Here is a 25308-nt window from a genome sequence, read left to right on the forward strand (position 1 = left end):
TTTTTGTTTTCAGTATCTTATGTCGAATTCTGGCGCAATTTCGGCGGCTTTCGGATGGGCCTGAATCATTCCCACTCGATCGTGCCCGGCGGCTTCGAGGTCACGTCGTAGACGACACGGTTGATGCCGCGCACCTCGTTGATGATACGGGTGGCGGCGCGGCCGAGGAATTCCATGTCGTAGTGGTAGAAATCGGCGGTCATGCCGTCCACCGAAGTGACGGCACGCAGGGCGCAGACGAACTCATAGGTGCGGCCGTCGCCCATCACGCCCACCGTCTGCACCGGCAGCAGCACCGCGAAGGCCTGCCAGATTGCGTCGTAGAGGCCGGCCTTGCGGATCTCGTCGAGATAGATCGCATCGGCCTCGCGCAGGATTTCCAGCTTTTCACGGGTGATGCCACCCGGGCATCGGATGGCCAGGCCCGGTCCCGGGAAAGGATGGCGACCGATGAAGCTGTCGGGCAGGCCAAGCTCGCGGCCAAGCACGCGGACCTCATCCTTGAACAGTTCGCGCAGCGGCTCGACGAGCTGCATGTTCATGCGCTCGGGCAAGCCGCCGACATTGTGGTGCGATTTGATGGTGGAAGAGGTAGCGCCGGTAAACGACACGCTCTCGATAACGTCCGGATAAAGCGTACCCTGCGCCAGGAAATCGGCGCCGCCGAGTTTCTTGGCCTCTTCCTCGAACACCTCGATGAACAGGCGGCCAATGGTCTTGCGTTTCTTTTCCGGGTCGCTCTCGCCTTCCAGCGCAGAAATGAAGCGATCCGAGGCATCAACCAAGATAAGCGGCAGGTTGTAGTGCTCGCGGAACATGGCGACGACGTCGGCCGCCTCGTTCTTGCGCATCAGGCCATGGTCGACCAGGATACAGGTGAGCTGGTCTCCGACCGCCTCGTGGATCAGCAGCGCGGCCACGGAAGAATCGACACCGCCGGAGAGCGCGCAGATCACCTTGCCCTTGCCAACCTGCTTGCGGATCGCCTCGACGGCGTGCTCGCGATAAGCCTTCATGGTCCAGTCGCCCTGGATACCGGCAATCTTGTGCACGAAATTGCGCAACAGCTTGGCGCCGTCCGGCGTATGCACCACTTCGGGGTGGAACTGCACGGCATAGAACTTGCGATCTTCATCGGCGATCGCCGCGAACGGCGCGCCGGTGGAGGTGCCGACAACCTTGAAGCCGGCGGGGATAGCGGTGACGCGGTCGCCGTGGCTCATCCAAACCTGATGGCGGGTACCTTTTGCCCAGACGCCATCGAACAATGCGCAATCCTGTTCGACCTCGAGGAAGGCACGGCCGAATTCACGGTGATGGCCGCTTTCGACCTTGCCGCCAAGCTGTGCGCACATGGTCTGTTCGCCGTAGCAGATACCGAGCACCGGGATGCCAGCCGTGAAAACCGCGTCCGGCGCGCGCGGGCTGCCGATATCGACGGTGGAATGCGGGCTGCCCGACAGGATGACCGCCTTGGGCCTGATCCGCTTGAAGCCTTCGTCGGCCGACTGAAACGGTACGATTTCGCAATAAACGCCGGCTTCACGCAAGCGCCTGGCGATCAGCTGCGTGACCTGGCTGCCGAAGTCGATGATGAGAACGGTGTGGGGATGTGTCGTCATGGCGAGCCTTTAAAGAAAGAACCGATTCGACGCAATGGAAGGATTGTCACGGTGTCAAAGTCGCAGGCTGCCGGCGGCAAGCGATGCGGCGAGCGATCCGACGGCAGCGGCGAGCTTTTCGTCGATGACGTGAAGATACTCGGTCCAGTCGCCGGCATGCTTCAGCTCCGCCGCGCCATCGGATATGCCGCGCAGCGCAATCAAGGGCAAAGAGAACAGCTGGCAGGCGCGCAGAACCGCGAAAGTCTCCATGTCGACCATGTCCTCGGCAACGGCATCGTAGGCTGCACCTGAAACGATGTTGGCACCGGTGGACAAAGTCGCGCCTTCGATGCCGGCGATGCGGTGGCCGAGCGGCAAGGCCGCCGGCAGATCAAGGAATGGCGTCACGCCTTTCTCGAAGCCGAGCGCGGATGCATCCATGTCGCGATAGGAGACCGAGATCGCCTGATAGATGCCAGTCTGCTCCAGCCGGCGCGACCCGGCGGAGCCCAGCGAGACGACAAGATCCGGCAGACGGTCAGCGACCTGCAGCCGCGCAAACTCGGCGCCCAGCCGCACCCCGGCTTCCACCGGGCCGACACCGGTCATCAACGGTTTGAACAGGCGCTGCAGATGGGGCCCATATTCGGCATCGGCCGCCATCACGAACAGCACCTTGTTACCGGCGAGATCGACAAGCAGGTCTGCGGAGCTGAGGCTCATCGGGTCAATCCCCTCATGGCGGGAAACTACGCATAGTTCCGGACTGCGTAATGTCTCGTCGTGTCAGTTGCGCGACGACGTCATTTCGCGAACAGACCGCTCATCCCTCAATGCCTTCGCGGCCGGTCACCGTCATCATGGTGCCGGTCATGGTGGCGATCAGCTTGGCCTCGCCGTCGGCGGCGAAGGCATAGGCCTGACCGTCGGCGACGATGATGGTGCGGCCAGGCTTGGTGACAGAGCCGCGGAACAGGAAACGCTCGCCCTTGCCCGGGGCCAGGAGGTTCACCTTGAACTCTATGGTCAGCACGCCGGAATTTTCAGGCATCAGCGAATAAGCGGCGTAACCGCAGGCCGAATCCAGCGCCGTCGAAATTACGCCGGCGTGCAGGAAGCCATGCTGTTGGGTGAGTGCTGCCGAATAGGGCATCTCGATCTCGATGATGCCCGGGGTGACCAGCGTCAGCTCCGCGCCGATCGTGGCCATGGCCTGCTGGCGCGAGAACGAGGTTCGAACGCGCTCCTCATAGTTCGGGGCTGGTACGATCTTGGCTGCCATGGCGTCTGCCCCCAGGATGTCAGCGAACTGCTATCCGCTCATTGCCCAAAAAGCCCGTGACTTTCGGGATCATGCTATAGGCCTATCGCATGATCTTTTCCGAAAAGTCTGCAACTTTTCGGGATCATGCTGTAGCCGGCTTAGCGCAGAGCCGGCATCCAGGCAATGCCCATGCTGCATTGCAGCATGGGCCAGCCCGTCATGCAACCTTGCGCAGGGCGCAGAAATAGAAGCCGTCAGTGCCGCTTAGCGCCGGCGACAGCGAGATGCCGAATTGCGGACCGAGGCGCGCCGCGGCGTCATGACCCGGGAAACGCGCCTGCCAAAGCGCGGCATGGTCGACCGGCGCAAAACCCTTGTGGCGCGCCAGGAAGTTTGACACCTGCCCGCCGTTCTCCTCCGGAAAAACCGAACAGGTGATGTAGACGAGCAGGCCGCCAGGTTTCACGAAGCCCTTGGCCACGTCGAGGATAGCCGACTGTTCGGCCTTGCGCGTATCGAGCTGACGGCTGGTCAGTCGCCATTTGGCATCCGGCCGGCGCCGCCACGTGCCGGAGCCCGTGCACGGTGCATCGACCAGCACGATATCCATATGACCAGTCAAAGGCGCCAATTCCTGTTCGCGCGCGACGACCTGGATGTTGCGGTTTTCGGAACGGCGCATGCGGTCGAAGATCGGCGCCAGGCGCTGCTTCTCCGCATCATGCGCGAAGACCTGGCCCTTATTCTCCATGGCCGCCGAGAGTGCCAGCGACTTGCCGCCGGCGCCGGCGCAATAATCCAGCACCTGCATGCCGGGCTTGGCATCGGCGAGCTCCGCGGCAATCTGCGAGCCCTCGTCCTGCACCTCGAACCAGCCCTTCTGAAAGGCGGGCTCGGCCTGGACATTGGGGTGCCGGCCGTCGCCGGCGATCGGTGCGATGCGAATGCCCTGGCTGGCGAGATGCGCCGGTTCGGCGCCCGTCTCGGCGAGTTCAGCCAGCACCTTGGCACGAGTAGCTTGCAGGGTGTTCGTGCGCAGATCGAGCGGCGGGCGGGCGGCAAGCGCTGCCCCCTCCTCCACCCAGGCCTCGCCGAAAGCTTCCTTCAACAGCGGCACACACCAGTCGGGGCTATCGGCGCGCACCTCATCCGGCGCGTCAGCCAGCTTGCGCCCGGCAACAGTCGCCAATTCGGCATTGCTCAGCAGAGGCGGTGCAAATTTGTCGCCTTCGAGCGCGGCATTCAGCGACTGTGCGGTCTGACCCCATTCCAGAAGCAGCGCGCCGAAACCGGTGGCGCGCGGCGTCTCGTCGCCCAGGAGCCAGCCAGCGCTCCGCTTACGGCGCAAGGCATCATAGACGATGTTGCCGATTGCGGCACGATCGCCACCACCGGCAAAGCGGTGTGAGAGACCCCAGTCGCGCAGGGCATCCGCCGCCGGGCGATGCCGGCGATTGATGTCTTCCAAAACTTCGATGGCTGCCGCCAGCCTTCCGCCCAGTCGCATTCGTCCGCCGCATAGATTGATTTCGCCCCTGCTGTAATGGGCGGGGCTCGAATGCACAAGCTGTCGAGCTGAGGAGTGAATTTGACATTCGCACTCTCAGTACGAGCCAAGTGTCGAATCGAATGTGGAGTTCAGAGCTGCATTAGAAGCAAACTATTACCCAGTGACGCCTTTGATTGGGACATCCGCTCAGAAGCCTTACTCAAGCAAAAAAATAAATGTCGGAACCGGATCACTGGCGCAATATCCGCCGCTTTCAAACGCGTCAGTCAAAGATTACGCTCTGCTTGCGATTCGCGGCTCTTGCCAGGAGCTTGGCAAGGCCCTTTCGAGGAGAGGGACTATGAAATCTTACTTGGCTGAAGTTTTAGGTACATTTCTGTTGGTTTTCATCGGCACTGCTTCTGTGGTGACCGGCGGTTTCGGCGGCGCCTTGCCGCTTGGGCAGGAAGGCATCGGCCTTGCTTTCGGCATCGGCCTTATCGCTGCCGCCTATGCGATCGGACCGATTTCCGGCGCGCATCTTAACCCGGCGGTCACGCTGGGCGTTTTCCTGGCCGGCCGTCTGCCGGCCAAGGATGTGATCCCCTATTGGATAGCCCAGATCATCGGTGCCATCATTGCTTCGCTGGCGCTGTGGATCATCGTTTCGGGTCAGGTCGGCGGCCACACCGGCGGCTTCGGCGCGAACGGCTGGGACGAAACGAAATGGGGCATGAGCTCAGCGTTCCTGTGGGAGCTGATCGGCACCTTCACCTTCGTGACGGTCATTCTCGGTGTCACCAGCGGCAAACACACGACGGCTTTTGCCGGCCTGGTCATCGGCCTGACGCTTTCGGCCCTGCACTTCGCCATCATCCCGGTGACCGGAACTTCGCTTAACCCGGCCCGTTCGATCGGCCCGGCGCTGTTCACCGGCGGCGCGGCCATCAGCCAGCTCTGGCTGTTCATCGTCGCTCCGCTGCTCGGCGGCGCCATTGCCGGCATCGTCGCCAAGACCGGCATGTTCGAGAAGGACTAAGCGGAACAACCCAGATACGGCACCCCAACAGGGCGCCGTACCAATCTCCCGACAACAAAAAACAGGCGCGGATCGCTCCGCGCCTGTTTTGTTTTTCATCCAGCCTAAGCTCGGACGAGATCGAAGCGGTCGGCGTTCATCACCTTGTTCCAGGCTACCACGAAGTCCTTCGCGAATTTCTCCTTGGAATCTGCGCTGCCATAGACTTCGGCAAAGGCCCGCAGTTGCGAATGCGAACCGAAGATCAGGTCGACGCGCGTGCCAGTCCACTTGGGAGCCTTGGTCTTGCGGTCGCGGCCTTCATAAACGCCGTCGCCCGCTGGCTGCCACTCGGTCGCCATGTCGAGCAGGTTGACGAAGAAGTCGTTCGTCAGCGTGCCGGGCCTGTCGGTGAATACGCCATGCTTGGAACCACCGGCATTCGCGCCGAGAACACGCAGGCCGCCGACGAGCACCGTGAGTTCCGGTCCCGTCAACCGCAGCAGTTGCGCCCGATCCACCAGAGCTTCCTCCGGCTTCATGAACTGGTGCTTCTTGCTGATGTAGTTGCGGAAACCGTCGGCGCGCGGCTCGAGCGGAGCAAAGGACTGCACGTCAGTCTGATCCTGCGAAGCGTCAGTGCGGCCCGGCGTGAACGGCACGGTCACGTCGACTCCGGCGTCGCGAGCCGCCCTTTCGACCGCCGCACCGCCGCCAAGCACGATCAGGTCAGCCAACGATACTTTCTTGCCGCCGGTGGCCGAGGCGTTGAACTCGTTGCGGATTGCTTCGAGCTTGCCAAGCACGACTTGCAGTTCGGCCGGCTGGTTGACTTCCCAATCCTTCTGCGGCGCAAGGCGAATACGGGCGCCATTGGCACCACCGCGCTTGTCCGAGCCGCGGAAGGTCGACGCCGATGCCCAGGCAGTCGAGACCAGTTGCGAGACGGTCAGGCCGGAGCCGAGGACCTTCGCCTTCAGTGCCGCGATGTCCTGCTCATTGACCAGCGCATGATCGACGGCGGGAACCGGATCCTGCCAGATCAGCGTCTCCTGCGGCACCAGGGGGCCGAGATAGCGGACGCGCGGGCCCATGTCGCGGTGAGTGAGCTTGAACCAGGCACGGGCGAAAGCGTCGGCGAACTGATCCGGATTCTCATAGAAACGGCGCGAGATCTTCTCGTATTCCGCGTCGAAACGTAGCGACAAGTCGGTCGTCAGCATGGTCGGCACATGCTTCTTCGACGGATCGTAGGCATCCGGGATCGAAGCTTCCGCGTTCTTTGCTTTCCACTGCTTGGCGCCGGCGGGGCTTGTCGTCAGTTCCCACTCGTTTTCGAACAGATTCTTGAAGAAGAGGTTGCTCCACTGCGTCGGCGTCTGCGTCCAGGTCACTTCCGGGCCGCCGGTGATGGAGTCGGCACCAACGCCGGTGCCGTACTTGCTCTTCCAGCCCAGACCCTGATCTTCGATCGCGCCACCTTCCGGAGCCGGCCCGATCAGCGACGGATCACCAGCGCCATGGGTCTTGCCGAAGCTGTGGCCGCCCGCGATCAGCGCGACAGTTTCTTCGTCGTTCATAGCCATGCGGAAGAACGTCTCGCGGATATCCCTGGCTGCCGCGATCGGGTCGGGATTGCCGTTCGGGCCTTCCGGATTGACATAGATCAGGCCCATCTGCACGGCGCCGAGCGGCTCGGAGAGCTGGCGTTCGCCGCTGTAGCGCTCATCGCCGAGCCAAGTGCCTTCGGGCCCCCAATACAGCTCTTCCGGCTCCCAGACGTCGGCACGACCGCCGGCAAAGCCGAATGTCTTGAAGCCCATCGATTCCAGCGCGACGTTGCCGGTCAGGATCAAAAGGTCGGCCCAGGAGAGCTTGCGGCCATATTTCTGCTTGATCGGCCACAGCAGGCGGCGTGCCTTGTCAAGGTTGGCGTTATCCGGCCAGGAGTTCAGCGGAGCAAAACGCTGCTGGCCAGCGCCGGCGCCACCGCGACCGTCGGTGATGCGATAGGTGCCGGCGCTGTGCCAGGCCATGCGGATGAACATGCCGCCATAATGACCGAAGTCGGCCGGCCACCAATCCTGCGAATCCGTCATCAAGGCATGCAGGTCCTTGATCACGGCATCGAGATCGAGGCTCTCGAATTCCTTGGCGTAGTCGAAGGCCTCGCCCATCGGGTCGGACAGGCTAGAATTGTTGTGCAGAACCTGAACGTCCAGCTGTTCCGGCCACCAGTCGCGATTCGTCGGCCCACGGCCGCTGAACGGACATTTGCCTGCGCTTTTATCGTCGGTCTTTGCGTCCATTTCTGTCTCCAATCCTGATCTTCAAAACGAGGCCAAGTCCCTGCCATTTTGGCGAGAGACACGGCAGACTTGATGTGGAGAGAGGCTAAAATGGCTGCCTCCCTCGTGAATGGGTGGGTTGCCGAAGAGCTGCCGCCAGGCGCCCGCCGAATTGTGGAACGAAGGTAGCCTAAGGGGTCCATTCTATAAAAGCAAATTGCCTTTTGTGTTTTTTCCGATAGGTTTTTCTTATGATAAAACTCACACTGCGACAGATGCAGTATTTCGAGACGTTGGTGCAGACGCTGCACTTCGGGCGCGCAGCCGTGCTGTGCGGAATCAGCCAGCCGGCGCTGTCCGCCCAGATCGCCGACATGGAGGAAAAGCTCGGCTGCAAGCTGTTCGACCGCTCCGGCCGCAATGCGATCTTGACGCCGGAAGCGCTCACCTTGCTGCCGTTGATAACGCGCGCACTCGCCGCCGCGCGAGACGTGGAAGAGGCGGCCACGACCGGACGCAGTGCTCTGGAAGGCCGCTTCCGGCTTGGCATCATCCCGACAGTGGCACCCTATCTGCTACCTTCGATCCTGCCGCAACTGCGGCAGCGCTATCCCGAATTGCGGCTCGAATTGCGCGAGGCGGTGACAGACACACTGGCCGAGGAAACCGCGCTCGGCAGTCTGGACGCCTTCATCGCGGCGCTGCCGCTCGACCAGCCGGGGCTGACGGCCGAAGCCTTGTTCGAGGACCGCTTCTTCCTGGCGGTGCCGCGGGCGGAGCCCGACCTCGTGGCACCGCCCGTGCCGCCGGAAAGCCCGGTGCTGGAAAGGCTGATGCTGCTCGAGGAAGGTCATTGCCTGCGCGAGCAGGCGCTGCAGCTCTGCGGCAGCGTGCGGCCGACCGCCATGGCGAATTACGGCGCGACCAGTCTGACCACGCTGCTGCAGATGGTCGGGCACGGCTTTGGTGTGACGCTTGTGCCTGAAATGGCGGTAGCGCCGACCGCGGCGCTGCCCGACCTTCGCGTCGTACCTTTCGCCGAACCGATGCCCTCGCGCATCGTCGCGCTGGCCTGGCGCCGCAACGGGCACCGTCAGGCCGAGTGCAAGGCACTGGCCGAGATGTTGAAAGGCGTGCCGGCCGCGCCGGCACACGCCCTGGCCCCCAACACTCTCGTCAAATAACCGCTATCGCGTCGACTTCGATGAGATAGCCTGGGGACATGACCGCCACCCCGACGATCACATTCGCCGGCTTGTGATCCCCAAACAGCGAAATCTGCGCTTCCTCAATGATCGGAACGTGTTCATCACGGTCATAGTCGACGATGTAGATCGTGATCTTGCAGACCTGCTCGGGCCGCGCGCCTGCCGCTCGCAGCGCTCGGCCGAGATTGCTGAATGTCAGCCGCGCTTGCGCGGCAAAATCACCATGGCCGACGAGCTTGCCGTCTCGGCCTTCGGGCTGCTGACCCGAGACGAAGACCATCCTGGACCCCGTCGCGACAACAACCTGTGTGTACATCTCCGGAACCGGCAGATCATCCGGGTTGATGAATTCGAGCGCCATCAGCAATCTCCTGTTTCTTCCCGCTGAAACTAGGCGATTACGCCCTCCTTCGCACTGGCCCTGAGCAGCATGCCGAAGAGGTCACGCGGTTCGTCGGGATCGGCAAGCAGGTCGAGTTCCTCATAGAGGCCGGTGGCCTGTAGCTGGTCGCGCACATAACGCAGCGCCGAGAAGTCCTCGGTGGCAAAGCCGACCGAATCGAACAGCGTGATCTGCTTGTCGCTGGTGCGCCCCGCAGCCTTGCCCGTCATCACCTGCCACAGCTCTGTCACCGGATGATCGCCATCCAGCTGCTGGATCTCGCCCTCGATGCGCGTCTGCGGCGGGAACTCAACGAAGATGTCGGAGCGCAGCAGGATGTCGCGATGAAGCTCCGTCTTGCCTGGACAGTCGCCGCCGACCGCGTTGATGTGCACGCCCGAGCCGACCATGTTGTCGGTCAGGATCGTCGCATACTGCTTGTCGGCCGTCACCGTGGTGATGACCTCAGCCCCCTCTACCGCTTCCTGGCCGGAGGCGCAGATGGTGATGTCGAAGCCCATCCCGGCGAGGTTCTTGGCGCAACGCCGCGAGGCCGACGGATCGATGTCGTAGAGCCGCAGCCTGTCGATGCCGGTGATGGCCTTGAAGGCGATGGCCTGGAACTCCGACTGCGCGCCATTGCCGATGATGGTCATGGTGCGGGCACCCTTCGGCGCCAGGTACTTGGCAACGAGCGCCGAGGTGGCTGCGGTGCGCAACGCCGTCAGGATGGTCATTTCGGTGAGCAGCATCGGATAGCCCGAGCCGACATCGGCCAGAACACCAAAAGCGGTCACCGTCTGCAGGCCCTCGCGCGTGTTCTTCGGGTGGCCGTTGACATATTTGAAGCCGTAGAGATGGCCATCGCTGGTCGGCATCAGCTCGATGACGCCGTCATGGCTGTGCGAGGCGACGCGCGGCGTCTTGTCGAACAGTTCCCAGCGGCGGAAGTCTTCCTCGATATAGGTGGCAAGCTCGGTCAGGAAGCGCTCGACGCCGATGGCAAGCACCAGCTTCATCATGGAATCGACGCTCACGAACGGAACGATGTTCAGTTTAGCCTGCATGATCAGAAGCTCCTCGTTGGACGGTCCATGATACGGCGACCCATCAGGCTGGCCGTTAGGTCGACCATCAAGGTGGCGGTGCGGCCGCGCTCATCGAGGAAGGGATTGAGCTCGACGAGATCGAGGCTGGTGACCAGGCCGCTGTCGGACAGCATCTCCATGACCAGATGCGCCTCGCGCAAGGTCGCGCCACCCGGCACCGTGGTGCCGACTGCCGGGGCGATCGACGGGTCGAGGAAATCGACGTCGAGGCTGACATGCAGAAGGCCGTTCTCCTGCGCGACACGCGCGAGGAAGGCGCGCAGCAAGGGCGCGATGCCATGTTCATCGATGGCGCGCATATCGTGCACGGTCACGCCGGCTTCGTTGAGCGCCTGGCGCTCGGCTGTGTCCACGCTGCGCAGACCAAGCGTGCATACGCGCGTCGGGTCGACCCGCACGGGAAGGTCGGGGAAGACGCCGGCAAAACCCGGCAGGCCGCAGGCATAGGCAAGCGGTACGCCATGCAGATTGCCGCTGCCTGTGGTGTCGAGCGTGTGGAAATCGGGATGTGCGTCAAGCCAGAGGACAAACAGCGGACGGCCGGTCTCGGCGGCGCGACGGGCAACGCCAGCCAGCGTGCCGGCGGAGATGGCATGATCGCCACCGAGGAAGATCGGCATGGCGTCCTTGCTGGCCTGATAGGCTGCCTCGGCGATGGCAGCCGTCCATGCGACAATCTCCGGCAGCTTCTTCAGCGCTGCATTGCCGTGGGCGATCGACCGTGCCTCGGCCGGCTGCACCGTGCCAAGATCCTCGACCTGGTGCCCAAGCTCGGTCAAGGCCGGGACGAGTCCGGCAGTGCGGAGCGCACTCGGTCCCATCTCGCATCCGAGGCGGCCGGCGCCATCCTGCTCCGGCGCACCCAATATCCTGCAACGCATGATGTTCCTTCCCTGTCTATTGCTGCTGAGTTAAGCCCAATCGACTGGCGGAATGAACAAACTGATTTGGCAGATATCGTCCATTGCCTTATCATTACGGCGATATTGAATGCCATTATGGTCAATCACGGATATTCCGGCATGGATTCACTCGACGAGAAACTGGTGACCCTGCTGAGGCATGACGGCCGCCGCTCCATCTCCGATCTCGCCGTTGATCTCGGTGTGTCGCGTGCGACGGTGCGCGCCCGCATCGAACGGCTGGAGCGGCAGGGTGAGATCCTCGGCTATACCGTGATCCTACGGGCGGACGCGCTCGAACAGCGCGTGCGCGGCATCATGATGATCGAAGTCGAAGGCCATGCTGCCGACCGTGTGGTGCGAGCGCTGGGCGGCTTCCCCGAAATCTCGGCCATTCACACCACCAATGGCCGCTGGGATCTTGTCGTCGAATTGAACACGGAAACGCTGACGCAACTCGATGCCGTGCTGCGCAAGGTACGGCTCATTCCAGCCATCACCGGTTCCGAAACGACGCTGCTGCTCGCGACGCCGCGCTCGACGCGGGCGCGGCTTTAGGACGGAGGTGCGTCCTTCGAGGCTCGCCCGCATGGTATTTTGTCTGCATTTTCACCGCTCGGCGGGCTCGCACCTCAGGATGAGGTAGGTTGTGCAAGGCCTCTTCGTGCTGAAAACGGTCCAGCATGAGAGGAGCGCGCCCCAACCTCCCTCATCCTGAGGTGCTCGCGAAGCGAGCCTCGAAGGACGCATGGAAACAAGCCTTGCCGACGCAAAAGGACGTGCGTGCTAAAGCCCCAATTCCTCGACCATGGCGTCGCGCATGACGAACTTCTGCGCCTTGCCGGTCACCGTCATCGGCAAGCTGTCCTTGAAGCGGATATAGCGCGGCACCTTGTAGTGCGAGATCTGGCCGGCGCAGAAAGCCTTCACGTCTTCCTCGCTCATCGTCTCGCCCGGCTTCAGCACGATCCAGGCGGCGATCTCCTCGCCATATTTGGCGTCCGGCACACCGAACACCTGCACTTCCTTGACCTTTGGGTGCCGGTAGAGGAACTCCTCGACCTCGCGCGGATAGACATTCTCGCCCCCACGGATGACCATGTCCTTCACCCGACCAACAATGTTGCAGAAACCTTGCTCGTCGATGGTGGCGAGATCGCCCGTATGCATCCAGCCGTCCGCGTCGATCGCCTCGTCGGTCTTTTCCTGGTCCTCCCAGTAACCCTTCATCACCGAATAGCCACGTGTGCACAACTCACCGCGTTCGCCAACCGGCACGGTCGCGCCCTCGGCATCCACCACCTTAACCTCGACATGCGGGTGGATGCGCCCGACCGTCGAAACGCGCTTTTCGAGCGGGTCGTCGACGCCGCTCTGAAAGGAGACGGGACTGGTTTCGGTCATGCCATAGGCGATCGTCACCTCCGACATGTTCATCAGCGCGATGACCTTCTTCATCACCTCGATCGGGCAAGGCGAGCCGGCCATGATGCCGGTGCGCAGCGACGACAGGTCGAAGCTCTTGAAATCGGGATGATCGAGCATGGCGACGAACATGGTCGGCACACCGTAGAGCCCGGTGCAACGCTCGTCGGATATCGCCTTCAGCGTCACGCCGGGATCGAAGCCCTCACCCGGGAAAACCATAGTGGCCCCCTTCGACACGCAGCCCATCGAACCCATCGACATGCCGAAGCAGTGATAGAAGGGCACGGGAATGCAAAGCCGGTCCTTCGAGGTCAACCGGATGGCGGCCGTGACGAAATTGCCGTTGTTGACGATGTTGGCATGCGTCAGCGTGGCGCCTTTCGGCGCACCGGTGGTGCCACTGGTGAACTGGATGTTGATGGCATCGTCGGGCGTCAGGGTCGCGCTGATGCGATCGAGCGCTGCGCGATCCGTACCCGCGCCCATGGCAAGCACGTCGCCGAAATTGAACATGCCGAGCGACACCTCCTCGCCCATGCGGATGACCGTTTTCAGCGCCGGCAATTTCTTGGCAACGAGTTTGCCAGGTTCGGCGCTATCGATCTCGGGCGCCAGCGCGCGGATCATGCCGAGATAGTCGGAGGTCTTGAACTGCGCCGCCGTGACCAGCGCCTTGCAGCCGACCTTGTTCAGCGCATATTCGAGTTCGGCGAGCCGGTAGGCCGGATTGATGTTGACGAGGATAAGGCCGACGCGTGCGGTGGCGTATTGCGTCACCAGCCACTCCCAGCGGTTCGGCGACCAGATACCGACGCGGTCGCCCTTCACCAGCCCAAGTTTGGTCAGCCCTGCGGCGAAGTCGTCGACCGCGCTCGCCAGTTCGTCCCAGGAAAAGCGCTTGTCCTGGCTGGAGAATACCGCCGCGTCGCGTGGCCCATGAGCGCGGACCGTGTCGGCCAGCAGTTGCGGAATGGTCTTGTCGAGCAGTGGTGGCAGGCGCTCGCCTGAGACATGCGACAGCCCCTCCTTCGGGGCAATGAAGACGGCACCCGCCCGAACACTATTCGACGGTCGCGTGCCTTTCAGTTCGTCCGGATTGATCGCCATGGCCTCCTCCTGCGCTAGCAACAGAAGGCTATCAGCCGGCCACCGATCCGAAAATAAGGCCAAAAGTCTGATGGTATAAGTGGTGAACGAGCAAGTGTTTAGCCAACCGAAGCGGCGACCTTTGCGGCGATCTCCGCGACAAGGGCTGTATCTGCCGGCTTGCGCTCCTTTTTCGAGGCAACGAGGCAGGCTTGCGATTTCAGCACGATGCCGTCCGAAAGGATCTTCAAATGGTTCGCTTTCAGCGTCGAACCGGTCGTGGTGATGTCGACGATGATGTCGGCGGAACCCGCCGCCGGCGCGCCCTCGGTCGCGCCCAGGCTTTCGACGATGCGGTAGACCTGGATGCCGTGCTTGGCGGTGAAGAACTGTTGTGTCAGCCGCCAATATTTGGTGGCAATGCGCAGCCGGCGGCCATGGCGCTGGCGGAAATCGGCGGCGACGTCGTCGAGATCGGCCATGGTGTCGACGTCGAACCAGATATCGGGCACGGCCACGACGACATCGGCATGGCCGAAGCCGAGCCGTGCGGCGATCTCGGCACGCGACTGCCAGTCCGCCAGGTTCTCGCGCAGCAGATCCTCGCCGGTGATGCCGAGGTCGACGGCCCCCTGCCCGATCTCGCCAGCGATCTCGGATGCTGACAGGAAAGCCACTTCGATGTCGTCGCGATCGGCAATGCGGGCGTGATATTTGCGGTCGTCTTCCGGCAGGCTGACGGCAAGACCGGCCTTGGCCAGCACTTCCAACGCCTGTTCCTTCAACCGGCCCTTGGAGGGGATCGCCAGCGTCACGGTCATGATGCGTCACCTCGCAACGCCTCGATGCGGTCAAGCCAGACCGAGAAGCCGACGCCCGGAATCTGGCCCTTGGCGCCGAGCAGCGTCAGCAGGCGGTCATAGCGTCCGCCACCAACCAGCGGGCGTTCGCCATCACCGGATGCGATCTCGAAGACGAGACCCGTATAATAATCGAGCGGACGGCCGAAAGCCGCATCATAATGGACCGCATCGCCCGTCAGGCCATGACCCGCGACCGCTTCGGCACGCGCGGCAAAGGTGTCGAGGGCGGAGCCAAGCGACAGCCCTGCATCGGAAGCGAAAGCCTGCAAGGACTCGGCCGCCTGAAACAACGGCACATGGATAGCGAGAAAGGTCTTCAGGGCGGCGAAAGCCTCGTCTGAGAGCCTCACCGAACGCAGTTGCGCCTTCTCGATCAGCCGGCGCGCGATATCGGCCGGAGTCCGGCTGGCGGAAGCGGAAAAGCCGAGTTTTTCCATGTCGGCCGCGATATGCGTCGTCAGGGCGTCGAGGTCGGCATCCAGCGCCAGCGTGGCGACCGGCGACGGCAATTGGCCATTGCGCGGCGGATTGGCGAGATCGGCAAGTGCAGTCTCCAGCATCGCCTTCGAGCCGAAGGCGCGGGCGAGCCGCATACGCCAGCCGCGCGGCAGGCCAAGTGCTGCCAGCACGGCCTCGAAAATCGCCTGGTCGCCAAGCGTGACCGAAAGCGCACGCTTCGGCAGCACCAATGACAGCAATGCATAGGCGTCGGCGACGCTGCGGGCATCGGCGGCGGCAGTGTCGCCATCGCCGAGATCCTCGATGCCGGCCTGGAAGAACTCGTTGCCGCCCTCGCGGCGCTGGCGGAAGACCTCGCCGAGATAGCCGTAGCGGCGCGGCGTACCCGCCTGGCTGGCGATATGGTCGAGGCAAACCGGAATGGTGAACTCGGGACGCAGGCAAAGCGTCTGCCCGGTCTCGCTTTCGGTCAGGAAGATGCGACGGCGCAGGTCCTCGCCGGCCATGTCGAGGAACGGATCCGCAGGCTGCAGCACGGCGACGTCGACAAGGCCGACGCCACGCTGTTCCAGCAGCTTCACAACATCGCCCGCAAAGGCAGGAGGCCCTCTCATGGCGTCACCTTCTGCATCAGCTCGATGCGATTGCCGAACGGATCATAGACATGGATACGCTCATAACCTTCGAGCGGCGCATCGGCTGCCGTCCGGTAGCCGGCCTGCGCCGCAGCCATTTCCAGCCGCTTCACATCGTCAACCAGGAAGGCCGGGTGCGCCTTTGCGGCGGCATGAAAATCGGGATCGACGCCGAGATGCACCTTGACCGCAGCGCTTTCGAACCAGCAGCCGCCCCGCCTGGCAAGATCCTCGGGCTTCGCCACTTCAGTCAGGCCCAGTATGCCGGCGTAGAATGCGCGCGCATCGGACTCGCGCCCGGCCGGCATGGCAAGCTGGACGTGATCGATGGCAAGCAGGGTCATTGGCGCTCGGCGGCCTGCGCGGCCAGGATCTTCTTCACCTCTGCGACCAGATCGGCTTCCTTCACCGTGACCTGGCCCGGCCGTGCTTCCTTGTATTCGGCATGATCGGCGATCGCCGCCGCCTGCCTGGCGCCTTCGATCAGATCCTTGAGCTGCACCTCGCCGGCATCACGTTCGCTCGAACCCTGGATGACGGCGATCGGCGAACCGCGCCGGTCGGCATATTTCAGCTGCGCCTTCATGCCGGCACCGCCGAGATAAAGTTCGGCGCGGATGCCTGCCTGGCGCAGTTCGGACACCATCTTCTGGTAGCGGCCGAGGCTTTCCGTGTCCTTGTCCATGACCAGCACGACCACCGGCTGCACCACATCCGACGTGTCGAGCTTGCCGAGGTTCTTCAGCGCCGTCATCAGGCGCGAGACGCCAATGGAGAAGCCCGTCGCCGGCACCGGCTCGCCGCGGAAGCGCGAAACCAGACCGTCGTAACGTCCGCCACCGCCGACCGAACCGAAACGCACGATCTTGCCTTCGTCATTGGGAATCTCGGCCAGCAACTCGGCCTCATAGACCGGGCCGGTGTAATATTCGAGGCCACGCACGACGGAAGGATCGATCTTCACCCGTTCGTCGAGATAACCGGCAGCCGCGACCATGGCGCCGATATCCTGCAACTCCTGCACGCCTTCGGCGCCGCGTTCCGAGCCTGCGACGGCAGCACGCATCTTGGCCAGCGTGTCGGCAAGATCGCCGGTGCCTGGCGCGGTCAAAAGCAGCACGCGGTCGGCCTGTGCATCATCCAGTCCGGCGCCCTTGGTGAAGTCGCCGCTCTCGTCGAGGCGCCCTTTGCCAAGCAGTGCGCGCACGCCGTCCGGCCCGACCTTGTCGAGCTTGTCGATAGCGCGCAGCACGGTGAGCCGGCGGCCGGCATTGTCGTCGCCGCCAAGACCGATCGCTTCCAGCACCCCGTCGAGCACCTTGCGGTTGTTGACGCGGACGGCGTAGTCGCCGCGCTTGATGCCCAGCGCTTCCATCACATCGGCCATCATCATGGCCATCTCGGCATCCGCTGCAACGCCCGGCGTGCCGATCGTGTCGGCGTCGAACTGCATGAACTGGCGGAAACGGCCGGGGCCAGGCTTTTCATTGCGGAAGACCCAGCCCGACCGATAGCTGCGATAAGGCTTCGGCAGGCGCTCGTAATTCTCGGCGACGAAACGCGCCGTCGGTGCGGTCAGGTCATAGCGCAGCGACAGCCACTGCTCGTCGTCGTCCTGGAAAGAGAAGACCCCTTCATTCGGACGGTCCTGATCCGGCAGGAACTTGCCGAGCGCATCAGTGTATTCGATCAGCGGCTGGTCGACCGGCTCGAAACCGTAGAGCTCGTAGACCGAACGGATGGTCGCCATCATCTTCTCGACGGCGCGGATGTCCTCGGCGCTGCGGTCGACAAGGCCGCGCGGCAGCCGCGCCTTCATCTTTTCCGGTTTGTCGGCCATGGTCGTGAACTCGCTGTCGATGGTGCAGGCATGTCGAAAACTGCCGCTTTCGCGGCGCGGTTGTCCTAGCCGATGCAGGCAGGTGCGGCAAGCGTTTGCCGGAGACAACATTTTTGCACCCTGGTAGTGGTTTTCGCCACGGCAAATCGCCGAAAAGCAGCCTGGCTAACCACTCGTCAACCATTGCGGCCAAATGCGCTGAAAACGCTCCAATTTGGCCATTATCGCGGCATGGTGCCGACATAATCCTCGCCGATAAGCCCCTTGAAACCAATGGCTTGCACTGAAAATGGCAACGGCGCGGAAAATCGAGCTTCTGGACGAACCGGTCATGACCGCGCAGGTGATACCGCTGCGCCGCCCCGAAGTCGCCGCGTCCGCCATCAGCCAGCAAGCCGGCCCCTTCGAGGTACCGACCGCCGAACGCAAAAGTTCCGGTATCGGCGACGTCCTGATCACCGGCCTGCTGGTCATCTATCCGGCCCTCGCCACGATCACCGCGATCGTCATCGGCCTGATGCTATCGCGCGGCTGAGTCCGGCGTAGGAGTGCGGCCAAGCTGGACAGCATTGGCGGGGTGAGGCATCCATGCACCGCGGGTTTAGCCCGGATGAACCTCGCGATTCGTCGATAAGAGAGCATTGCCGATGCTTCAGGTCCGCGTGCTTACCCCACGCCAAAGCTGCGAAGCCGCCATCAAGGCAATCGAGGCCGACCCAACCACGGCCAATCTGGTGGTCCTGCGCGGTGCAGCACTGGAAGGCAAAGGCGATGTGCTGCTTTTCGATGTGGCACGGGAAACCGTTAATGCCATCGTCGATGCGCTGCGCTCCCTCGGCATCGAAAAAACCGGCTCGATATCGCTGCATGACAGTGTGACGGTGGTTTCCGAGGCGGCCGACCGGGCGGAAGCCGCGGCAGGCGGCCATCCGGCCGACGCCGTGATATGGGACGAGATCGAGGATCAAGCACGGGAAGATGCCGATCTCTCATGGTCGTTCCTGACTTTCCTGGTTCTGGCCACGCTTATCGCCAGCATCGGCCGCTACGTCGACCAGCCCATCCTCATCATCGGAGCCATGGTGGTCGGACCGGACTTCGCGCCGGTAGCGGCGATCTGCCTGGCGATTGCCCGACGCCGCTGGTCGCTGCTGCGCCCTGCGACCATCACGCTGCTGGGCGGCTTTGCGCTGGCCGCCGCCATCGCCTGGCTTGGCTGGGCGGGCGCCTATGCGGCCGGTTTTGTCGATTTTGCCGCCGCGACCACAGGGCCGCAGACCCAGTTCATCGTCAAGCCGGACGCGTGGTCGTTCATCATAGCGCTGCTGGCGGGCTGTGCCGGCGTGCTCTCGCTGACGGCAGCCAAGTCATCCGCCCTGGTCGGCGTCTTCATTTCCATCACCACCGTCCCGGCTGTCGGAACGATAGCGCTCACGCTCGCAGTGGGGGCTTGGGATGAAGCCTGGGCTGCGCTGGTGCAGCTTGCGGTCAATATTGTCGGCATGATCATAGCTGGCACGGCCACGCTCATGGTGCAGCAACGCACGCTGCATCATCCGCGGAAAAGCCTGGTGAGAGAAGCCCGACGCCGGCAAGTCAAGCGGGCAGCGAAACGGCGCAGCTGAGGAGCTCCCGAGCGGCCGTGGCATCCAGAGCATACCGACGAAACGGAATGGCCCTCGATGCCCCTCTTCTTGTTTGACGCAATTCCGGCCGCAAACCGCTGCGCATTTTGCTGGAATTGTTCTAGAGCATTTTGTAGCCGAGCGGAATCACTTGGCGTTACAAAAATGCGACGAAAACAAAAACTTAGAGCGTTTCCGCGTTTCCGTGAAAAACGGAAACGCTCGAGGCAGGTCGCGTGAGCCGCGCCCGCTCCGCCTCCACTTCGGAACGGCAGAAACAGCCCTCGATGTGGTCATTGACCATGCCCATAGCCTGCATGAAGGCATAGACGGTGGTCGGACCGACGAATGTCCAGCCGCGCTTCTTCAATTCCTTCGAGATGCGCGTCGACACGGCCGTGGTCGGATTGGCGCGCAGATGGGCGATGTCGACCACCTCTGGCCGCTGATCGGGCTCCGGTTCGAATTTCCAGAACCAGGCGGCAAGCGATCCCGCTTCCTTCACCAGTTCCTGTGCTCGCTTGGCGTTGTTGATGGTGGAGACGATCTTGCCGCGATGCCGGATGATGCCGGCATTGGTCAGCAAACGCTCGACATCGGCATCGGTGAACCGCGCAACCTTGTCGAAATCGAAGCCTTCGAACGCTTCGCGGAAGGCCTCGCGCTTGCGCAGGATGGTCAGCCAGGACAGTCCCGACTGGAATCCTTCGAGGCAGATCTTCTCGAACAGCCTGCGGTCGCTGGTTACCGGCCGACCCCATTCATGGTCATGATAATGCTGGTAGTCGGGCAGGTTGCCGTGCCAGGCACACCGGGTGATCCCGTCTGCACCGGTGATCAAACCATTGTTGTCGTTCATCTGGGATCCATTCGTTAACGCCTGGAAGACGTGCTTTACCGCGGCTTTACCAGATTCCTGAACCGGCCGGTAACCACACCAAAAGGTTTACTGACAAAGCGGCATTTTAAGCGTCGCGATTCACCATTCGCTTGCCGGCTGCGGACAACATGCCGATCGAAGCCGCGAGGAACACCCGTTTCCTGCGCGGTACGACGATCGAGTTGAGAGTCCCATGCGAACAACCATGAGAAAGCTGTTTCTGCCCTTGTTCGGCGCGATCGGCGCGCTGGCGGCGATTGCCACCCCTGCCCTTGCCAATGACCGTTATGCCGAGCGCCCGCCGGTGATGGTGAGCCCCGATCTTTCGGCGCCTTGGGTCACGCAGCTCGGACGCGCGCCGGGCGTGGTGCGCTCGAGCCGTGGCTACGCAGTTCAGCCGCAGGTGCGTTACCGTCAGGTTGCTCCACAGGGACAATATTACGGCCAGCCGCGTGTTCAGTATCGCCAGCCGCAGGCAGGAACCGACCGTATCCGTACCGCTGCCGTGCCGGGCCAGCAGATGAGGCGAAAGGCGGCGCGGCCGCAGATCAACCCGATCTATCTGCCGCAGGAGGTTGCCTTCGACGGCAAGGAAAAGCCGGGCACCATCGTCATCGATACCACGCAGAACTTCCTCTATCTGGTGGGGGAAGGCGGCAAGGCACGCCGCTACGGCGTCGGCACCGGCAAGCCGGGCTTCGAATGGGCCGGTACCCACAAGGTCAGCCAGAAGCGCGAGTGGCCGGATTGGCGCCCGCCGAGCGAAATGATCGCACGTGAAAAGGCCAAGGGCCGCTACCTGCCGACCTTCCTGGCCGGCGGCATCGAGAACCCGCTCGGCGCCCGCGCGCTCTATCTCGGCTCGACACTCTACCGCATCCACGGCACGAACCAACCCTGGACCATCGGCGGCGCCGTCTCCTCCGGCTGCATCCGCATGCGCAACGAAGATGTTGTCGACCTCTATGACCGGGTCAAGGTAGGCACGACGGTCGTCGTGATGTAAAGTTTTCGCGCTGAGTCGGCCTTGCTTGCCGGCCGATGAGATAACGGGGGACGGGCCTTGTGGGGACATGGCCAGTCCGGAAAGGGCAGCCGGTTAAACCGCGCTGCCCTTTCTGTTTTGCCTTTTGACCGATTTTTGACCGCCAGAGGCCATAATCGACTAAGGCAGGACGGATTCAGCCTCCCAACGGCGGCATTCTCCTGCTATGTCGCCCGCAAACGCAGAGCGCCGCGCATCCAATCGGGACGCGCAAAGGACGCCCTGGCACTTTGAAGCGTCAGAATCCGGAAGTTTGCCCATGTCCACCACCGACAGCCGCTACCTGAAGGGTGGCCCAGTCGCCAAACGCATCATCGAAAGCGTCCGCATCGCCGCCGAAGAAGCGCGTGCCGAAGGCTTCCCGGCGAAGCTGGTCTCGATCACCGTCGGCGACGTCGACGCTGTCGACGTCTATGTGCGCAACCAGCGCGCCAAGGCAGCCCAGGCCGGCATCGATTTCGAAGAACGCCGGTTCCCGGCCGACGTCACCGCGCGCGAGCTCGAGGCCGCGATTCACGGCATGAATGCTGATCCACGCGTTACCGGCATCATTATCCAGCGCCCGGTGCCCAAGCACATCCCGGTCAAGGCGCTGCAGAGCGCGGTGCATCCGCTAAAAGACGTCGAGGGCATGCATCCGGCCTCGATCGGCAACATCGTCTACAACCAGCTCGACCTGGCCCCTTGTACGGCGGCCGCCTCGGTCGAACTGCTCAAGGAAACCGGGCTCGATCTGAAGGGGCTCGAAGTCGTGGTCGTCGGCCATTCCGAGATCGTCGGCAAGCCGATCGCTTTCCTGCTGATGAGCGAAGGCGCCACCGTCACCGTCTGCCACCACATGACGCGTTCGCTGGCGGTGCATGCGCGCCGGGCCGATGCGCTGTTCGTGGCGGTCGGCAAGCCGCGCCTGATCAAGGCCGACATGGTGAAGCCGGGTGCCGCCGTCATCGACATCGGCATCAATTCCGAGACGCTGCCGGACGGCACCACCCGCATCGTCGGCGACGTCGACACCGAAAGCGTCAAGGACGTCGCGTCCTGGATCACGCCGGTGCCGGGTGGCGTCGGCCCGATCACCGTTTCGATCCTGCTGCGCAACACCATGGTGGCGCTCAACCGCCAGCGCGAGCTCTACCGCGCCAGCTACGCCGTCGGCGAACAGCCTGGCCAGATCGCCGCGGAATAGGGCTAGAGCATTTTGTAGCCAAGTGGAATCACTTGGCGTTACAAAAATGCGGCGAAAACAAACCCTTAGAGCGTTCCGTGGAAAACGGAAACGCTCTAGACGAGGCCGAAGGTCCCGCGGCTGTCGCTCCTCAGCGGCTGCCAGACTTGGATGTCGCGCGGCCCTTCCAGAACCTCGTCCAGCGCAGCGTGCCATTCCTCCCGATAGGGGCGCTTTCAGTTGCACGTCGAGCACGTCCTGATGCTCGACCCAAGTCTCGTGCAATAAAAACCGCAGCGGATCTTCCGGATCCTGATGCAAGGTAGCCGAGATGAACATCTCTTCATGGCGCATCGCATCGAGGACCCCATCGAGCAGGGTCGTGAATCGCTCTCGATGCTGCGAGCGGACGCGAAAGCCGATGATATAAGTGATGGCCATTTGCTGCTCCTTGCCGTCGGGTGATCCCCGACAGGCTTAAGAATGGCAGATCGTCCGGCAGCAACAATAACCCCGGGGGTAATCAAAGCGCGCGGCCGCGTCCGCCAGCCCAGGCAAGACGGACGCTTCTTCGACGCCGGGATCAAATGGTCAAGAACGGCAACAGAAGGCCGGGCATGCCGGCCGTCAGCACCTTCGGTGGCTGGTCGTCGCGCAACTCGACATACAGCCGCAGCGCACTTGTCAGCGCGTTCGCCACCGATTGCCTGTCGTGCACTGCAACCACCGGCAGAAGCGAAGAAACCGCCGCACCATCCTGCTCGATCCTGCGAACGCCGCGTTGCGGGCGACCGGCTCTGCGATTCAGCATCGGGCCGAGAATGTTCTCGCGAAAGAAGGCGATCATCCCCAGCGCCTCGAACAGTTCGCCACGCTGCAACTTCGTCGCGCCGTAGTGCAGCCAGACCCAGGCGCGCTCTTCGAACCATTCGGGCGAACAATCGGGCCAGGCGATGGTTGCAGCATCCAATGTCATAGAGATTTTATCCTCGTCCCGAGCCCAGAGAATCCGGGGTCGTTCCACGAGTTTCTCGAGGCTGGAGAGGACGACGAATTTCAGGTCGACATGAAGAAGCTGCGGTCCGTACAGGCAAATGATCAAACGCGGCTCTCCGACATGCTCACCGGTAAAAGCCGCGAGCAGATCTCCAAGGCTGCCGGCAATATCGCGCCGTTCCGCCATTACTTGAGCGTAAAGCTCGTCCCTGACCACAAGTACGAGATCGATGTCGGAGTGCTCATCCAGCCCGCCGTGAACCATGGAGCCGCCGGCAAGCAACGCCTCGAAACGGCCGTCCCGCATCAGTTTGCTTGTGAGGTTTTCGAGAAAGGAAGCGTGTGTTGAAGGAAGAATGCTGGTCATATGTTTCTCCAAGCCAGCAGTTCAGGATATTCCATGTCCATCGCGGCACATTGAGCCACACTGTCGGCCAGACTGTCCCAAAGTCGACCTGTAATGGATTAGCGCGGTGCCAGCGCTGCAACGAACTGGCGCAGGCTGCTTTCGACGAAATCCTCGACACGTCCCCGCGGATCGAACCCCCACCACAACAGCGAACCCTGCCACTGCGAGGCCATCAGCAAGCCGATGCCGTCCGGCGCTTCAACGGTATCGGCAAAACACGCATCAAGAGCCGCCGACAGGCGCTTGCGCCAGGCTGCGCCGCGTGCCCGCAGCACCGGGTCGCGCAAATCTTCGCGCAGTACCAGCAAACCCTCGGCGTAAGCTTCGATGCCGCCATAGCCGTGCGACAGAGCGACCAGCATCTCGACCGCCCCCTCCGGTGTTTTGGCAGCCGCCGCGCCAAGCTCTTCGGTCCGCGTGTCCAGCCGGTCCCAGGCGGCAAGCAATGCCGCCTGCTTCAGCGCGGCCTTCGATTTGAAGCGCTGCACGAGCGTCGCCGCCGATAGACCGCAGGCACGCGCCAAGCTCTCGAAAGTCAGCGCTTCGGGCCCCCGCTCGTGGATCAGTCCGAGCGCGATCTCCAGTACTTTCTCGTCAGAGAGCGTCTTGGGTCGAGGCATCTTGATTTCCGATTAATAAATGAATATTCGTTTATATATTATATCTCATCGCTATCAAAGGCAAAAGCCCAGGAGGTTTCAATGACACTTGCTGGAAAAGTCGCGCTCGTCGCAGGCGCAACACGCGGTGCCGGCCGAGGCATCGCGGTCGAACTCGGTGCCGCTGGCGCCAGCGTCTACGTCACCGGGCGCACGACGCGGCGTCATCAATCCGAATACAACAGGCCTGAAACGATCGAGGAGACGGCAGACCTTGTCAGCGCGGCTGGCGGAAGAGGCATCGCCGTCCAAGTCGATCATCTCGTTTCGGATGAAGTTGCCGCGCTTGTAAGGCGCATCCGCGCGGAGCAAGGCCGCCTCGATATCCTGGTCAACGACATCTGGGGCGGCGAAAACTATGTCGAATGGAACAAGCCGGTGTGGGAGCACGACCTCGCGAAAGGTCTGCGCATGCTGCATCTGGCCATCGACACGCATCTCATCACTGCGCACCACGCGCTGCCATTGCTGATCGAGAACCCCGGCGGGCTGCTGGTCGAAGTGACCGATGGCACCGCTGAATACAATGCCGAGCATTACCGCCTCTCACCCTTCTACGATCTCGCCAAGGTAGCGGTGAACCGCATGGGGTGGGCGCACGCCAAGGATCTTGCCCCGCACGGTGCCACAGCGATCTCGCTGACACCCGGATGGCTGCGTTCCGAAATCATGCTGGAAACCTATGGCGTCAGGGAGGAGAACTGGCGTGATGCAACAGCCAAGGTGCCGCATTTCATCATTTCGGAAACGCCGCATTTCGTCGGGCGTGCCGTCGCAGCGCTTGCAGCCGACCCGAACCGGGCGCGCTGGAACGGCCAGTCGCTCTCCAGCGGAGGCTTAGCGAAGGTCTACGGTTTCACCGACCTGGATGGATCCCAGCCCGACGCATGGCGGTACATTGCCGAGGTCGAGGAGCCCGGCAAGCCTGCGGACGCGACGGGCTATCGGTAATTG

24 protein-coding genes and 1 pseudogene are annotated in these 25308 nt (G+C 62.7%); 8 read left to right on the forward strand and 17 right to left on the reverse strand.

Annotated features, from left to right (window positions below; translation table 11 throughout):
• Window positions 1-65 precede the first annotated feature (65 nt).
• The 4 genes from guaA to L4923_RS10530 form a co-directional block, all read right to left on the reverse strand.
• Window positions 66-1622, reverse strand: coding sequence for a glutamine-hydrolyzing GMP synthase (gene guaA / locus L4923_RS10515; protein ID WP_239364521.1), 1557 nt, complete (start codon window positions 1620-1622; stop codon window positions 66-68).
• 54 nt (window positions 1623-1676) lie between these two features.
• A complete protein-coding gene (locus tag L4923_RS10520; RefSeq protein WP_239364528.1) occupies window positions 1677-2327 on the reverse strand; it encodes a 5'-methylthioadenosine/S-adenosylhomocysteine nucleosidase in 651 nt (216 codons plus the stop codon).
• Window positions 2328-2427: 100 nt separating this feature from the next.
• A complete protein-coding gene (locus L4923_RS10525) occupies window positions 2428-2886 on the reverse strand; it encodes a PaaI family thioesterase (protein WP_239364530.1) in 459 nt (152 codons plus the stop codon).
• A 199-nt stretch (window positions 2887-3085) separates the two neighbouring features.
• Window positions 3086-4375: an RsmB/NOP family class I SAM-dependent RNA methyltransferase gene (locus tag L4923_RS10530; RefSeq protein WP_239364532.1), complete on the reverse strand. Its 1290-nt coding sequence runs from the start codon at window positions 4373-4375 to the stop codon at window positions 3086-3088.
• 343 nt (window positions 4376-4718) lie between these two features.
• Here L4923_RS10530 and L4923_RS10535 point away from each other — a divergent pair, with 343 nt between their 5' ends.
• The gene (locus L4923_RS10535; protein WP_239364535.1) at window positions 4719-5396 is read left to right on the forward strand and encodes an MIP family channel protein; all 678 of its coding nucleotides are present in this window, start codon (window positions 4719-4721) and stop codon (window positions 5394-5396) included.
• 104 nt (window positions 5397-5500) lie between these two features.
• Here the strand turns inward: L4923_RS10535 and katG are convergent, their stop codons facing one another.
• Complete coding sequence (katG, locus tag L4923_RS10540) at window positions 5501-7684, reverse strand: catalase/peroxidase HPI (RefSeq protein WP_239364547.1); 2184 nt, start codon at window positions 7682-7684, stop codon at window positions 5501-5503.
• Window positions 7685-7914: 230 nt separating this feature from the next.
• Between katG and L4923_RS10545 the strand changes: the two genes are divergently transcribed.
• Complete coding sequence (locus tag L4923_RS10545; protein ID WP_239364554.1) at window positions 7915-8847, forward strand: hydrogen peroxide-inducible genes activator; 933 nt, start codon at window positions 7915-7917, stop codon at window positions 8845-8847.
• Here L4923_RS10545 and L4923_RS10550 read toward each other — a convergent pair.
• From L4923_RS10550 to rocF, 3 genes are read right to left on the reverse strand one after another with little or no spacing between them, the layout of a single operon-like run.
• Window positions 8840-9232 (reverse strand): RidA family protein, encoded by a 393-nt coding sequence (locus L4923_RS10550; RefSeq protein WP_239364573.1) that lies wholly within the window; start codon window positions 9230-9232, stop codon window positions 8840-8842. The genes L4923_RS10545 and L4923_RS10550 overlap by 8 nt on opposite strands.
• 29 nt (window positions 9233-9261) lie before the next feature.
• On the reverse strand, window positions 9262-10323 hold the full coding sequence (locus L4923_RS10555; protein WP_486389243.1) for an ornithine cyclodeaminase: 1062 nt from the start codon (window positions 10321-10323) through the stop codon (window positions 9262-9264).
• Window positions 10323-11243: an arginase gene (rocF, locus tag L4923_RS10560; protein WP_239364575.1), complete on the reverse strand. Its 921-nt coding sequence runs from the start codon at window positions 11241-11243 to the stop codon at window positions 10323-10325. The genes L4923_RS10555 and rocF overlap by 1 nt, the downstream gene beginning before the upstream one ends.
• 141 nt (window positions 11244-11384) lie before the next feature.
• Between rocF and L4923_RS10565 the strand changes: the two genes are divergently transcribed.
• A complete protein-coding gene (locus tag L4923_RS10565) occupies window positions 11385-11822 on the forward strand; it encodes an Lrp/AsnC family transcriptional regulator (protein WP_054309499.1) in 438 nt (145 codons plus the stop codon).
• 228 nt (window positions 11823-12050) lie between these two features.
• Here L4923_RS10565 and L4923_RS10570 read toward each other — a convergent pair whose 3' ends face one another.
• The 5 genes from L4923_RS10570 to hisS form a co-directional block, all read right to left on the reverse strand.
• Complete coding sequence (locus L4923_RS10570) at window positions 12051-13799, reverse strand: AMP-binding protein (RefSeq protein ID WP_239364577.1); 1749 nt, start codon at window positions 13797-13799, stop codon at window positions 12051-12053.
• A 98-nt stretch (window positions 13800-13897) separates the two neighbouring features.
• The gene (hisG, locus tag L4923_RS10575) at window positions 13898-14599 is read right to left on the reverse strand and encodes an ATP phosphoribosyltransferase (RefSeq protein ID WP_239364579.1); all 702 of its coding nucleotides are present in this window, start codon (window positions 14597-14599) and stop codon (window positions 13898-13900) included.
• Window positions 14596-15714, reverse strand: coding sequence for an ATP phosphoribosyltransferase regulatory subunit (locus L4923_RS10580; RefSeq protein WP_239364582.1), 1119 nt, complete (start codon window positions 15712-15714; stop codon window positions 14596-14598). The genes hisG and L4923_RS10580 overlap by 4 nt, the downstream gene beginning before the upstream one ends.
• Entirely contained in the window at window positions 15711-16079 is a 369-nt protein-coding gene (locus L4923_RS10585; RefSeq protein WP_239364585.1) for a VOC family protein, read from the reverse strand. The genes L4923_RS10580 and L4923_RS10585 overlap by 4 nt, the downstream gene beginning before the upstream one ends.
• Window positions 16076-17575: a histidine--tRNA ligase gene (gene hisS / locus L4923_RS10590; protein WP_239364587.1), complete on the reverse strand. Its 1500-nt coding sequence runs from the start codon at window positions 17573-17575 to the stop codon at window positions 16076-16078. Before hisS ends, L4923_RS10585 begins: the two co-directional genes overlap by 4 nt.
• Before the next feature lie 331 nt (window positions 17576-17906).
• Here hisS and L4923_RS10595 point away from each other — a divergent pair, with 331 nt between their 5' ends.
• On the forward strand, window positions 17907-18110 hold the full coding sequence (locus tag L4923_RS10595; protein ID WP_239364589.1) for a hypothetical protein: 204 nt from the start codon (window positions 17907-17909) through the stop codon (window positions 18108-18110).
• A gap of 112 nt (window positions 18111-18222) precedes the next feature.
• Window positions 18223-19200 (forward strand): DUF389 domain-containing protein, encoded by a 978-nt coding sequence (locus tag L4923_RS10600; protein ID WP_239364591.1) that lies wholly within the window; start codon window positions 18223-18225, stop codon window positions 19198-19200.
• A 184-nt stretch (window positions 19201-19384) separates the two neighbouring features.
• Here L4923_RS10600 and L4923_RS10605 read toward each other — a convergent pair whose 3' ends face one another.
• The gene (locus L4923_RS10605; protein WP_239364593.1) at window positions 19385-20059 is read right to left on the reverse strand and encodes a DNA-3-methyladenine glycosylase I; all 675 of its coding nucleotides are present in this window, start codon (window positions 20057-20059) and stop codon (window positions 19385-19387) included.
• 226 nt (window positions 20060-20285) lie between these two features.
• On the opposite strand from L4923_RS10605, the gene L4923_RS10610 reads away from it, so the two are divergent.
• Window positions 20286-21086, forward strand: a complete 801-nt coding sequence (locus tag L4923_RS10610; RefSeq protein WP_239364596.1) for a L,D-transpeptidase — start codon at window positions 20286-20288, stop codon at window positions 21084-21086.
• 298 nt (window positions 21087-21384) lie between these two features.
• A complete protein-coding gene (locus L4923_RS10615; protein ID WP_239364599.1) occupies window positions 21385-22311 on the forward strand; it encodes a bifunctional 5,10-methylenetetrahydrofolate dehydrogenase/5,10-methenyltetrahydrofolate cyclohydrolase in 927 nt (308 codons plus the stop codon).
• Window positions 22312-22605: 294 nt separating this feature from the next.
• On the opposite strand, the pseudogene L4923_RS31085 reads toward L4923_RS10615, so the two are convergent.
• The 3 genes and pseudogenes from L4923_RS31085 to L4923_RS10630 all read right to left on the reverse strand — a co-directional run.
• A pseudogene (locus L4923_RS31085) lies at window positions 22606-22731 on the reverse strand (putative quinol monooxygenase); the annotation flags it as partial.
• 142 nt (window positions 22732-22873) lie between these two features.
• Window positions 22874-23569 (reverse strand): hypothetical protein, encoded by a 696-nt coding sequence (locus L4923_RS10625; RefSeq protein ID WP_239364602.1) that lies wholly within the window; start codon window positions 23567-23569, stop codon window positions 22874-22876.
• Window positions 23570-23751: 182 nt separating this feature from the next.
• Window positions 23752-24315 carry a TetR/AcrR family transcriptional regulator gene (locus L4923_RS10630; RefSeq protein WP_239364604.1) on the reverse strand — a complete coding sequence of 188 codons (564 nt, stop codon included), beginning with the start codon at window positions 24313-24315 and terminating at the stop codon, window positions 23752-23754.
• 81 nt (window positions 24316-24396) lie between these two features.
• On the opposite strand from L4923_RS10630, the gene L4923_RS10635 reads away from it, so the two are divergent.
• Window positions 24397-25305, forward strand: coding sequence for an SDR family oxidoreductase (locus L4923_RS10635; protein WP_239364606.1), 909 nt, complete (start codon window positions 24397-24399; stop codon window positions 25303-25305).
• Window positions 25306-25308 lie beyond the last annotated feature (3 nt).

The sequence above is a fragment of the Terribium retamae genome, assembly GCF_022347545.1.
In the GTDB taxonomy this organism is placed as follows: domain Bacteria; phylum Pseudomonadota; class Alphaproteobacteria; order Rhizobiales; family Rhizobiaceae; genus Mesorhizobium; species Mesorhizobium retamae.